Below are 13001 nucleotides of genomic sequence, written 5' to 3' on the forward strand. Positions count from 1 at the left end.
CTGCGACGCGGAAATCGCGCGCCGTTGCCGCGCCCCGCAGTGCCCGCTTCCCCCGAGAACAATTATCAGTGCAGGTAAACGGCTTGCGTATTTTCGGAAAACCGGGGGATGGTCGATCCATACGGGTTAAACGTAGTAGATAGGCCGCTTTCGTGGCTCCGCACCAAAACAGTCTTTTTTGGGCGAAGTGACGGGTGGTATCCTTGGTAGCCCTGTGCTGCAAACGCACCTTAAACGCAAGGAGTCCCATGGATCTTATCGCCCAGCTCGCCCGCGAGCTCAACCTTAAGGCCGCCAACGTCGAGGCGGCCGTCAAGCTCATCGACGAGGGCAACACCATCCCCTTTATCTCGCGCTACCGCAAGGAAGCAACGGGCGGCATGGACGACGTCGCCCTGCGCGCACTCGACGAGCGCCTGTCCTACCTGCGCAATCTTGAGCAGCGCAAGGAGGACGTCATCCTGCTCATCGACGCCCAGGGCAAGCTCACGCCCGAACTCGAGCAGCAGATTCGCGAGGCCACACAGCTCCAGCGTGTCGAGGACCTCTACAAGCCCTACCGCAAAAAGCGCATAACCCGCGCGCAGAAGGCCCGCGAGGCCGGCCTGGAGCCGCTCGCCAACATGATCATCATGCAGGCCTCGGCCAAAGGCAGCGCGCTCGACGCCGCCGCGGCATACATCAACGAGGAGGCCGGCTTCGACACGCCCGAGAAGGCGCTTGCCGGCGCGGCCGACATCGTGGCCGAGACGGTGGCCGAAGATCCCGAGAACGTCGCCGACCTGCGCGCCTTTACGCAAAACACCGCCGACATCGTCGTCGAGGCCACCGACCCCGCCGAAAAGACTCCCTACGAGCCGTACTACAGCTATGATGAGCCGCTGCGCCGTATACCCAACCACCGCGTGCTGGCGATCGACCGCGGTGAGCGCGAGGGCAAGCTCCGCGTGCGCGTGAACGTCGATGGCGCTGCCGCCACGGCACGCCTCGGCAGCCGCTGGCCCCGTCGCCAGGGCGTGTTTGCTCCCATCTTCGATGCCGCCATCGCTGACGGTTACAAGCGCCTCATGGCCCCCTCGCTGGAGCGCGAGGCCCGCGCCAAACTCACCGTTCGCGCCCAGACCGAGGCCATCAACGTCTTTGCCAAGAATCTCGAAGGCCTGCTCTCGGCACGCCCCGTCCGCGGCGCCCGTGTGCTCGCGCTCGATCCGGGCTACCGCACCGGCTGCAAGGTCGCCGTCATGGACGAGACCGGCAAGCTACTCGACCACGGCGTGGTCTACCCCACCAAGCCGCGCCACGACGTCGCCGGCACCAAGCGCGAACTCGCCCGCCTCGTCAAAAAGGACGGCGTCAACACCATCGTCATCGGCAACGGCACCGCCAGCCGCGAGACCGAGGAAGTCGTCTCGGAGTTCATTGCCGAGCAGGCGCCCAACCTTCGCTACACCATCGTTAACGAGGCTGGCGCGTCGGTGTACTCCGCCTCCGAGCTCGCCAGCCAGGAGTATCCCGACCTGGACGTCACCGTGCGTGGCGCCATGAGCCTGGGCCGCCGCCTGCAGGACCCGTTGGCAGAGCTCGTCAAGATTCCGCCCCAGTCCATCGGCGTGGGCCAGTACCAGCACGACCTTGACCAGGCCGAGCTTTCACGCACCCTGGGCCACGTGGTGGAGGACGTCGTCAACCGCGTGGGCGTCGACGTGAACACCGCGAGCGCGAGCCTGTTGGGATACGTTTCGGGCATTACGCCGAGCGTAGCCAAGAATATCGTGGCTTTCCGCGAGGAAAACGGCGCCTTTACCGATCGCCGTCAGCTTAAGAAGGTCCCCAAGCTGGGACCCAAGGCATATCTCAACGCCGCGGGCTTCCTGCGCATCAGCGGCGGCAAGAACCCGCTCGACGCGACAAGCGTCCACCCCGAAAGCTACGAGGTGGCCACGGCCGTCCTGGAGCGTGCCGGCGTTGCGGCAAGCGAGCTCAGCCGCGGCGGCGTGCCCGACATCGAGCGCCGTCTGGGCAGTATCTCGGCGCTGGCAAGCGACCTGGACTGCGGCACCCTGACGCTCATCGACATTGTCAACGAGCTCAAGAAGCCCGGTCGCGACCCGCGCGACGACGCGCCCGAGGTGGTCTTTAGCCGCTCGGCGCTTTCCATCGACGATCTGGAGCCCGGCATGGAACTCAAGGGCACGGTGCGCAACGTTGTGGACTTTGGCGCGTTCGTCGACGTGGGCGTGCACCAGGACGGCCTCGTACACATCTCCAAGCTCGCCAACCGCTTCGTCAAGCACCCGAGCGACGTGGTGCGCGTCGGTGACACGGTCAAGGTGTGGGTCGAAAAGGTCGATCGCGACCGCAAGAAGATCTCCCTCACCATGGTGCAGGGGAAGTAAACCGCCAAAGCAAGGGTACCCCCTGCAGCAGCGTGCAAAATCGCGAGTATTCTGCAATTTCCGCCGTTCCGAACGCCCCACAGAGACAATAACGTCAAAAACAGCCCCCGTTTTAGCGTCATCAGAGCCAAAACGGGGGCTGTTCCGTGCTTCAACCAGCTGGTAAAAGCCTTTACCTTGCTGAATACTCTCAAATTTGCACGGCGCAGGCGGGGGTACCTTTGTCCACGGCAGGATATGGAAGCCTATCACCAACCTACTGGCAAGCTCGTGCCGGTAGCCCCGGCCTTTCCTTTGCCTAGCGCGACCCTCGCGAAGCGCGTGAGCGATAGGGAAAGGAAAGGCCGGGGCGAACAGCCCGGGGCGTAGTCAGTGTTCGCGTTACGGCAGGATATGGAAGCCGAGCGAGGCGATATCCTTGGCAAAGCCGCGGACGGTGTCGAGCGAGACCTCGTACGGGTCGCGGCCGATGTTCTTGCGCTTGGCCAGGATGCTGTTGGGCACCGTGATAATCTGGCAACCGCAGGCTTCTGCCTGGTAAATGTTGATGAGCTCGCGTGTGGACGCCCACAGGACCTCGCAGTTGGGCTTGGCGGCAGCCTTCTTGACCGACTCCGTCATAAACGGAATGGGATCGACGCCGGTGTCGGCGATGCGACCGGCAAAGAGCGAAATAATGGACGGCGTCTCGGCGTCAACGGCCTCGACCATCTCGTCGACCTGCGTAGGCGTAAAGATGGTAGTGACGTTGACCTTGATGCCGTCGGCGGAAAGCTTGCGGACAAGCTCGGCGGTGGATTCACCCTTGGTGGTCACGCACGGGATCTTAACGTAGACGTTCTCGGCCCAGGTAGCGATCTCGCGGGCCTCGACCCCCATGGTCTCGACGTCGTCGGCAAAGACCTCAAACGAAACGGACACATCGGTGATATGGGTCAGGACCTCTTTGGCAAACGCGCGGTAATCCGTCACGCCGCCCTTCTTCATAAGGGACGGGTTGGTCGTGAAACCCTGAACGTTGCCGTTCTCGTACATGTCGAGCATGCCCTCGAGGTTTGCACCGTCAGCGAACACCTTGATTGCCATCTGCCTGATTCCTTTCGCTTGCACATGGGCGTTAAACTGCTAAACACTTTACCTACGTTTATCAAGGTGTGAGCTGCGGTTTTTTATCTTCTCGGCGAACGGTATAAACGCCTCAGTGTTTGGATTGATAAATCGATTGAGCATGCAAAAGCAAAGAGTCGCAGTTTGAGCAAACGTCAGAAGGCGAGATTCATGAGATGAGGCCGAAATGTTGCATCGCTGTGACGGTGCCATCGTGTGCGACATCGTCGGTCACGTAGTCGGCGACTGCCTTGACCTCGGGCATGGCGTTGCCCATGGCTACAGCCGTCTCGACCGCAGCGAGCATGCCCAGGTCGTTACCCGAATCGCCAAAGCCAAAGGTGCGCGCGTTGCCGGTGCGACCCAGATACTCCAGCGCTCGCGCCACGCCCAAGCCCTTGTCGATGCCTTTGGGGCTCAGCTCGCGATTCTGGCCACCGGTGTTGCACAGCTCAAACTCGCGATCGATAAAGCCATCATCGTTAGCTACGCGAGCCAGGTCGCACGCGTTAATGCACACCTTGCCTACACGCAAGCGGCCATCGACGCGCATCTGATCAACGCCGTGCACCACGCCGGCGCCTAGCAGAAATGACTGTTCGACACCAACTGGCTCAAGTGAATAGGTGGCACCGTTCGTCTCGAACAACGCCTCGCCGCCCACCACAGTAATACGACGCGCGAGCTCCGCGATAACGTCCTCGTCAAAGCAATCCTCGTGCACCACGCGGCCCTCGACCTCGAGCGTGGCGCCTGCCATGGCAACGATACCCGCCGGGTTCAGTGCACGCAAGCCATCGGCAATCAGCCACAAGGGGCGACCCGTGCAGATAAATGCCTGGTGACCTGCATTGCGCAGGCGACCAAATGCATCGACAACAGCCTTCGACGGATGGACCGCATTGAAGTCCTTATCGGTCATATCGTCGGGATCGAACGACGTCAGCGTGCCGTCCACGTCAAAAAAGAGCACAGCGGATTCGGAGCACGCATCAATCATATGGGTTCCTTTCGAGGATAAGGGCAAACGAAGCATCCATCATATAATGGAGCGACGCAACCAGAGAGGTCACCCATGGAATTTTACGCAAGCTGCCCCGAGGGCTTTGAGTCCGCACTCGCCGATGAGCTTAAACGCCTCGGGCTTTCGCATGTTCGCCGGCTGAAGGGCCGCGCTACATTTGAGGGCGAGCTCGAGCAAGGCTACCGCGCCTGTCTGTGGTCGCGCCTGGCGAGCCGCGTGTTCGTGGTACTCGGGCGCTTTGAGGCGCAGGATGCCGATGAACTGTACGACAGCGTTTACGACATCGCCTGGGAGACCGTCATCCGCCCCGGCGCCACCATCGCCATCACCGCCCGCGGCGTGACCGAGCAGCTGCGCAACACGCGCTTCTCGGCCCTGCGCGCCAAGGACGCATTGTGCGACCGCTTGGCCGAAACCACGGGCCGTCGCGCCGATGTCAACGCCACCGATCCCGATGTTCACCTGCTGCTTTCGCTGCGTCAGCGCCGCGCGAGCATCAGCCTGGACCTTTCGGGCGATCCGCTGTTCAAGCGTCTGCCGCCCGCAGCGACCCGCGCCGGCGAGGGTACGCACGTGCTGCGCCCCGACTACGCCGCCCTGGTGCTGGCACAGGTCGGCTGGACCGCACTGTGCGAGCGCGAGTTAACGGCTGACGATTACGAGAATGAAGCCCTTCCCACGCTGATCGATGCCTCGTGCGCCGGCGGCGGTCTGCTGCTGGAGGCCGTGAACATTCTGACCAACCGCGCCCCGGGCGCCGCACGCGAGCGCTGGGGCTTTGAGGGCTGGCAGCTACACGACGCCGCCCTGTGGGAGCAGCTGCTTGCCGAGGCGCGCGAGCGCGAGACGGCAGCGCGCGAGCGCCAGGCGCGCATCGTGGCCGTAGACATCGACCCCGCCGCCCGCAAGACTGCCGAGCGCATGGTCAAGTGCGCCGGCTACAAGCGTTTTGTCGACTTTTGCGCCGCCAAGTCCGCCACCGTGCTGGACCATGCTGGCGCCGTCGCCGGAGCCGCCGTAGTCGCAGACACCACCGAGACACCGCTTTCACTCATGCACGACGCCATGACGCTGGTCGGCGAGCTGCGCCGCGCGCCCGAGCTCGCTTCGGCACCGGTCGCCGCGCTCACCCGCGACGGATTGCTGGCCCGCGCGCTCCACGCCGAGCCCGAACGCTCGATCGCCATCATGCCCAACAACGAGGAGGCAACCGTCGAAGTCTGGCCTTCGCTCGACCACGCCGCCGCAGTGTTTGAGGCTGCGACCAGCGCGGACGCCGTGGACGAAGCTGCCGACACCCCCATGTCCGAACCTACCGCCACGCTCGACTTGGGCGACGGCAAGCCGCTGCCCGTGCTCATCCCGGAGTCCGAGCAGTTCGCCAACCGCCTGCGCAAGAACGCCCGTCTGCGTCGAAAGTTGGCAAAGCGCGAGGGCGTTAGCTGCTACCGCGTCTACGATGCCGACCTGCCCGACTACTCCGCCGCCATTGACCTGTACGAGGGCTGCCCGCAGACGCCGGGCCGCTGGCTCGTCATCGCCGAATACGCCGCGCCCAAGACCATCGATCCCGCGCTGGCCCAGGCCCGCATGCTCGACATCTTGGCCATCGCGCCGCGCATCCTTGATGTTCCGGCCGAGCATGTGCACGCCAAGGCCCGCATGCGCTCGCGCGGCGGCTCGCAGTACGGCAAGCAGGGCGCCGGCAAGGGCGGATCGGGCGAGCGCGCCAACATCGCGCGCCGTCGTCTGCCGCTCATCGAAGAAGGCGGGCTCACCTTTGCCGTCAACTTTGACGACTACCTGGATGTGGGCATCTTCTTGGATCACCGCGTCACCCGCAACCTAGTGCGCGAGCACGCCAAACAGGCGCGCCGCTTCCTCAACCTGTTCGCCTACACCGGCACCGCCACCTGCTATGCGGCCGACGGCGGCGTCGAGGAAACCGTGACAGTCGACCTCTCGAACACCTACCTGGACTGGGCCGAGCGCAATATGCGCCAGAACGGCTTTGTTGGTCCGCAGCATCATTTTGTGCGCGACGACGTGCTCGCCTGGATTCGCGACCAGCGCCAGACGCGCAACCGCTGGGACCTGATCTTTGTCGACCCGCCCACGTTCTCGAACTCGTCAAAGATGGGCCGCCGTACCTGGGATGTCCAGCGCGACCATGTTGAGCTTTTGGCCGGCGTATCGCGCCTGCTCGCACAGGGCGGCCACGCCATCTTTAGCTGCAACCTGCGCGGCTTCCGCCCCGAGACGCGCAAGCTCGCGCGCGCGGGCGTCGTGCTGGAGGACATTACGACGCAGACCATTCCCGAGGACTTCGCGCGCAACCAGAAGGTGCACCACTGCTATATCGTGCGCCGCCTGCCCATCGAGGACGCCATGGCCGAGGTCGGCTTTAGCGCCGAGGAGATTGCCGAGCGTGTCGAGGAGCTGCGCAACCCCGAGGTCCGCAAGCCTCGCGCGGCAGTGCCCACGCACGCGCAGGCCGGCAACGGCAGGTCCAACTCTGCCGGCAAACCCTCCCCTGCCGGCAAGTCCAAAAAGAAGAAGTTCTACGCCAGCAAGCCCAAAGGCAAATAGACAAAGTTGCGGTGGAATACGGACTGTTTTGCCTGGAATTAGGTATATTTAGACCGTATTTCACCGCAACTCATAGTGGGATGGCGGATGCCGACCTATCCCTGGATGACCAATCGGTAACCGATACCCACGTGCGTCTGGATATAGCGCGGATGCGCGGGGTCGGACTCGATCTTCTTGCGCAGCGTGCCCATAAAGACACGCAGGCTCGCCAGGTCGCTCTTGGTCGCCGTGCCCCAAATCTCGTGCAGGATAAACTGGTGCGTCAGAACCTTGTCGGCGTTGTGTGCCAGCAGGCACAGGAGCTTGTACTCGATCGGCGTCAGGTGCAACTCCTCGCCATCCATCGTGGCAATGCCGGCATCAAAATCGATATGCAGCTCACCGGTATCGAACGAGCCCTCGGAGGCAACACCACCCGTTTGCGCATACGAAAGGCGCCTGAGCGTCGTGCGAATGCGCGCGAGCAGTTCCTCGACCGAAAACGGCTTGGTCAGGTAGTCGTCGGCACCGGCATCGAGCGCGCGGATTTTGTCCGCGTCCTCGCTGCGCGCCGAGACCACGATGATCGGCATGCCCGACCATGCGCGCACCGACTCCACCACCTTGACGCCGTCCATATCGGGCAGGCCCAGATCGAGCAGCACAATGCTCGGCGTCTGCGACGAGGCGGCGGCGATAGCGGCATGGGCGGTCTCCACAGCCATATGGCGCAAGCCGTGCGCCTCGAGCGCGGCAACGATTAAGTTGCGAACGGCGGGGTCGTCCTCAACGACCAAGATGAGCGGTTTTACGGCAGAGTTCGGCACAGCGCTACTCCTTATCAAACGAAACGTCGGCGGCGGGAAGCTCAATCGTAAAGACCGAGCCGTGCGGGTCCGCCGCGGCAACCTCTATGCTACCGCCATGCGCCAGCGCAATGGAGCGGCAGAGCGAAAGACCCAGGCCCACGCTGCGGTGACTGTCAGCCAGACCGTGGTTGGCGGTGTAGAACGACTCAAAGATCCGCTCGCGATCCTCGGGTGCGATGCCCGGACCATCATCGGCCACCGAGCACGTCACGCGTCCATCGTCGACGCTAATCGAAATCATGATATGCGAGCCCGCGGGCGTATAGGCGATGGCGTTGTTCACCAGATTGACCACCAGCTGCACCATCAGGCGCGCATCGACGTTGACGAGCGCCGGCTCATCGCACGCCACTACCTTAAGGTCGTGCTCGCGCACGGCAGGGTTCACGTGGCGCAGCGCCTCCTCGACGATATCGTCCATGAGCTCGAGTGTGGTCGACAGGCGCATACCGCCACCCTCGAGCTTGGTGATGGCGAGCAGGTTCTCGACGGTGGCGTTGAGCCATTGCGCATCCGAGCGAATGGAAAGGAGCAGGCCGCGGCGCGTCTGGGCATCGAGCACCGCGGTGCCGGTCGAGCCCTGGTCGAGCAGCACGTCGGCATTACCCGAAATACTGGTAAGCGGCGTGCGCAGATCGTGCGAGATGGAGCGCAGCAGGTTGGCGCGCAACTGTTCGTTTTTGGCGAGCACCGCCGCCTCCTCGCGGGCCTCCATGGCGCGGGCGCGATCGAGTGCCAGCTCGCCTTCGCTCACGATGGCATCGGCAAGCGTCCGCTCCTCATGCGTCAGCACGTCGGGCTCGGCAACGATAGCCAGCACGCCCACCACCGAGGCGGGGTCGCCCGAGCGCACGAAGCCGTCGCCCGTGCGAACCGTCAGGTAGATGCCATAAAACGCCGAGCCGCCAAACGTGGCGTCGAGCGGCGTTCCCACATAGGCGGACGCCGAGAGCCGCGGTGGCATCTGCGGCGCCAGCTCGTGCACCGGCGCGGCATCGCCCACGGCCGTGTATGTCGCACGCGGCAGCAGGTCATCGCCCTCGGCGTCGGCGCTGTACCACACGACCGGACAGCCCGAAAGACGCGCCAGCTGCGTGGCCATGGCGTGAACGATCTGCTGCTCGTCGGCGCAGCGCTGCAACATGCGATTGGTCTCGAGCACCATATGCGTGCGGCGGTCGCTGGCGGCAGCCTGTGCCAAGGCGCGGCGCAGGGCCAACGCAATCGAGCTCGACACAAGCGAGACCACGAACATGATGAAGAACATGCCGGGATAGCCGCGGTCGATAAGCGACAGCGAGTAGCGCGGGTCGACAAACAAGAAGTTGTAGAGCGCCACGGCGGCAGCCGAGCTCAGCAAGCAATACAGGCGACTCCAGGTAAAGAATGCGCACAGCTGAACGGCGAACACATAGACGATCATGATGCTCGGCGCGAGACCCGGATGGTCGAGCAGCGCGCCCACAATCGTCGCCGCGACCAGCAGCCCCACCGACACGCAGATATCGTACAGGGGGCCGCGACGCGTCATCGTAGTGCGCCGCCACCAAAAGTTCTCGGCAATATCACCGTCCGCACGGACGTCCATCAGCGCCCCGCCCCTCTCTCAAAAACAAAAACCACCACAAAGGGACAGGCACCTTTGTGGTGGTTTCCCTTGTGGTGGTTCCAAGTGTATAGCCTTTGCAACCGGCGGTCGCTAGACAAACAGCACGTGCGCGAGCAGGGCACACACGCACACCGCTCCAAATACCAGTGCCACGATCGAAATCACGCGGTCGGCCATGTCCATGTTGGCACGATTCGTAAAGAACCGATCTTCGGCGGCGTCGACACGCGCCTCACGTACCAGCTCGGCAACCACCTCGCGGCCATCAAGCATCTTTGCATCCATGTTTGCCTCCCCGGTCTCAATCTTGTCCATCGAAAACCAACTCCGTGCAACCCGTCGGCGCCTACGGGCGTTCGTTGGGAGCCAGGCGCTGCATCTTGTTCACGGCCTTAAACTTGGTGAACAGCGGCACGTACTCAAAGCTCACGTTGGAGTTCTCCAGGCCGTACCAGCGTGCGGGCGTGCCGGCGGCGCGGCGGATGATGTACTTGAGCGTGATGGCCGTACGCTCGCTGGGCTCCACATCGCTTTCGGGCGCCAGAAGCTTACGGATCAGGACGAACTTGAACGTACCGATGTTACCCGGATCCTTGTAGACCGAGTAGTCATGCGTCTGCGGCGGCAGCTCGCCGGTGGCAGCCAGGTCCTGAACGACCTGACGCAGATAGGCATTGACGCGCTGGTTAATCTTGTAGCCCAGGTACAGATGCACGCGGAACACGTAATCGGTGCCGAACGTCTCGACCGAATAGGCAAAGGTATGCGGCTCGTCCATGGTCTCGACATTCACGAACCACCAGGCGCGAGCGCGCTTGGGATGCTTGTCCAAAATCGAGTAGACGATGTCGCGGTCGATGTAGTCGGTATGGGTGTCCTTGGTCAGGTACACGACGTTGTCGCTCATGCGCTCGTAACGGTCGTCGTCGCGCAGGCGCTTGAGCTGCGGCAGGTAGCTACGCAGCGGCAGCAGTGTAAACTGGCGCTGCTCGACCGCCGTGCCGTTGTACCAGCACACCATAATGCCCATGATGAGTGCAGCCATGAGGATGGTGAAGTAGCCGCCGTGGAAGAACTTGGTGAGCGAGCTCACGAAGAAGAAGCCTTCGAGCAAAAGGAAGAAGGCCGCGAAGATCCACGGAGCAACCTTGAGCTTGCGCTCCTCGTGCAGGTAGAAGAAGAGCAGCAGCGTGGTGCACATCATAGTCAGCGTAATGGCAAGGCCGTAGGCGGCTTCCATATGCGCCGAGTTCTGGAACAGCAGCACCACGATGACGCAGCCGACAAGCATGACGTTGTTGACCATGGGGATGTAGAGCTGGCCCTTGGTCTCGGCAGGGTAGAAGACCTGCATGTGCGGCATGAGGTCCAGACGGCTGGCCTCGGACACCAGCGAGAATGCGCCGGTGATAAGCGCCTGCGAGGCAATGATGGCCGCGACGGTGGAAAGGCCGACGGCAAACGGGCGCAGGCCCGGGGCGAGCATCTGGTAGAACGGGTTGAGATCGGCAATGCCCATGAGCTCGGGGTTGGCAGCGTTGTTCATAAGCCAAGCGCCCTGGCCCATATAGGACAGCAGCAGGCAGCACTTAACGAACGGCCAGGTAGCGTAGATATTGCCGCGGCCGACGTGGCCCATGTCGGAGTAGAGCGCCTCGGCACCGGTGGTGGCGAGGAAGCAGCTGCCCAGAATCATGATGCCCGCGTGGTTGTTGGGGCTCAACAAAAAAGCGATGCCGCGGAGCGGGTTGAGGCACAGCAGCACGGCGGGGTGCTGTAAGACAAAGAACAGACCCGTGCCGCCCAAGAACAGGAACCACAGCGTCATGATGGGGCCAAAGGCGTGACCGATCTTGGCCGTACCGATGCGCTGTACCAAGAAGAGCACGATGATGATGGCGAGCGTAATGGCGACGACGCGGCCCTGGTCATCGCCCAGCACGGCATGAACCGCCGGGATAGTGCGCAGGCCCTCGATGGCCGTGGTAACGGTAACGGCCGGCGTCAGGATGCCGTCGGCGAGCAACGCGGCGCCACCCAGCATGGCGGGGATGATAAGCCACTTGCCGCAACGCTTGACCAGGCTGTACAGGGCAAAGATGCCGCCCTCGCCATGGTTATCGGCGCGCAGCGAGATGAGCACATACTTGATGGTGGTCAGCAGCGTGACCGTCCACACGACAAGGGAGAGCGCGCCGAGCACGAACTCCTCCGTGACGCTTCCGATGCCGCCGTTGCCGGCAACGAGCGCCTTGGTTACATACATAGGGCTGGTGCCGATATCGCCGTACACCACGCCCAGCGTGACGAGCATCGCCGAGATGCTCACAGGAATCGCAGCGTGCGAGGCTGCCTCCTTGGCCTTTTGTTCCATAAGCCGGTTTCCTCCCAACTTTAATGTTCGAAGGGATTATAGGTAATCGGCCCATGTTTTAATGCACTGTTTTCCCAGCTAGATAAAGATTTATACAGTCTTTAGGCCACCGCGGCGATATGAAGTGTGACAAAGGGACTATCCCCTTGTCACATTCGTCATTTTCCGAGCCAGTTTTTGAACCACCACTCCATGGAGCGGCTCATCTCGGCCATAAAGGGGCTCGTGTGCTTGCGGGTGTAGATATCCACGACGCGCTCCCCCACCTCGCGGGCGTGCGGGCGAAACATCGCATCCATCTCGGCCACCTGCGCATCCATAGTCGCGGCATCCGCACGGCAGTAGCGCTCCTCGTGCACCAGGTTCACCACGGGGTGCGCGATTGCCGGGCGCTCCTTACGGGGCGTGCCGATGATGAGCATCGACAGCGGCATGGTATAGGGCGGCAGATCGAGCAGCTCGGCAACTTCCTCGGCATTCTCGACGATATCACCGATATAGCAGCTCCCCAGGCCCAGAGCCTCGGCGGCAACCACGGCGTTTTGCGCGGCGATCACGGCGTCCTGGGCCGCGATGGCAAAGTCGCCCAAACCCGGCGCGCGGCGGGGCGCCTTACCCGTGCGCTCGACAAACTCGGGCTCAAAGCAGCCCACGTGCTCAAACAGATCGATCCACTTGGCATAATCGACCACAAATATCAGTGCCCAGGGCGCCTTGGCGATCATGGGCTGGTGGTCGCACAGGTCGGCCAGGCGGTCGAGCGTTGCCTGCTCGCGGATGCTCACGATGGAATACATCATCATGGCGCCCGCCGACGGCGCACGACTCGCCGCATGCAGAATCGCCGCCCGCTGCTCGTCGGTCACCGCCACGGGACGGTCATCGTCATCACGCGCGAAGGCACGCGTGGAGGAACGGTGCTCCAACGTGTCCAGCACCGCATTGCCCGTCGTCTCGACCGGATAGCCGCACGTATCCACAGCCTTGGTGCAAACCTGCTCGTTCATCGCCTCATCCTCGCTAATTCTTTAAGAAGCCTTTACGTTTCCGT

General features: G+C 62.9%; 9 protein-coding genes. 2 read left to right on the plus strand and 7 right to left on the minus strand.

The window, feature by feature from the left end:
* Positions 1-248 precede the first annotated feature (248 nt).
* Positions 249-2396 (plus strand): Tex family protein, encoded by a 2148-nt coding sequence (locus ABHT90_RS08515; RefSeq protein ID WP_346982227.1) that lies wholly within the window; start codon positions 249-251, stop codon positions 2394-2396.
* Positions 2397-2777: 381 nt separating this feature from the next.
* On the opposite strand, the gene ABHT90_RS08520 is transcribed toward ABHT90_RS08515, so the two are convergent.
* Positions 2778-3482: a transaldolase gene (locus ABHT90_RS08520; RefSeq protein ID WP_346978720.1), complete on the minus strand. Its 705-nt coding sequence runs from the start codon at positions 3480-3482 to the stop codon at positions 2778-2780.
* 190 nt (positions 3483-3672) lie between these two features.
* Positions 3673-4503 carry an HAD hydrolase family protein gene (locus ABHT90_RS08525; protein ID WP_346978722.1) on the minus strand — a complete coding sequence of 277 codons (831 nt, stop codon included), beginning with the start codon at positions 4501-4503 and terminating at the stop codon, positions 3673-3675.
* 75 nt (positions 4504-4578) lie between these two features.
* Between ABHT90_RS08525 and rlmKL the strand changes: the two genes are divergently transcribed.
* Positions 4579-7116 (plus strand): bifunctional 23S rRNA (guanine(2069)-N(7))-methyltransferase RlmK/23S rRNA (guanine(2445)-N(2))-methyltransferase RlmL, encoded by a 2538-nt coding sequence (gene rlmKL / locus ABHT90_RS08530; protein ID WP_346982228.1) that lies wholly within the window; start codon positions 4579-4581, stop codon positions 7114-7116.
* A gap of 95 nt (positions 7117-7211) precedes the next feature.
* On the opposite strand, the gene ABHT90_RS08535 is transcribed toward rlmKL, so the two are convergent.
* The 5 genes from ABHT90_RS08535 to ABHT90_RS08555 all read right to left on the minus strand — a co-directional run bounded on the left by ABHT90_RS08535 (position 7212) and on the right by ABHT90_RS08555 (position 12957).
* Positions 7212-7925 carry a response regulator gene (locus ABHT90_RS08535; RefSeq protein ID WP_346978726.1) on the minus strand — a complete coding sequence of 238 codons (714 nt, stop codon included), beginning with the start codon at positions 7923-7925 and terminating at the stop codon, positions 7212-7214.
* 4 nt (positions 7926-7929) lie between these two features.
* Positions 7930-9555, minus strand: coding sequence for an ATP-binding protein (locus ABHT90_RS08540; protein ID WP_346978727.1), 1626 nt, complete (start codon positions 9553-9555; stop codon positions 7930-7932).
* Positions 9556-9666: 111 nt separating this feature from the next.
* Positions 9667-9861 carry a hypothetical protein gene (locus ABHT90_RS08545; protein WP_346978728.1) on the minus strand — a complete coding sequence of 65 codons (195 nt, stop codon included), beginning with the start codon at positions 9859-9861 and terminating at the stop codon, positions 9667-9669.
* Positions 9862-9922: 61 nt separating this feature from the next.
* Positions 9923-11950 (minus strand): KUP/HAK/KT family potassium transporter, encoded by a 2028-nt coding sequence (locus tag ABHT90_RS08550; protein WP_195363688.1) that lies wholly within the window; start codon positions 11948-11950, stop codon positions 9923-9925.
* 158 nt (positions 11951-12108) lie between these two features.
* Positions 12109-12957, minus strand: coding sequence for a nitroreductase family protein (locus tag ABHT90_RS08555; protein ID WP_346965391.1), 849 nt, complete (start codon positions 12955-12957; stop codon positions 12109-12111).
* Positions 12958-13001: the final 44 nt, after the last annotated feature.

Source organism: Collinsella aerofaciens, assembly GCF_039758815.1.
GTDB classification, from domain to species: domain Bacteria; phylum Actinomycetota; class Coriobacteriia; order Coriobacteriales; family Coriobacteriaceae; genus Collinsella; species Collinsella aerofaciens_BP.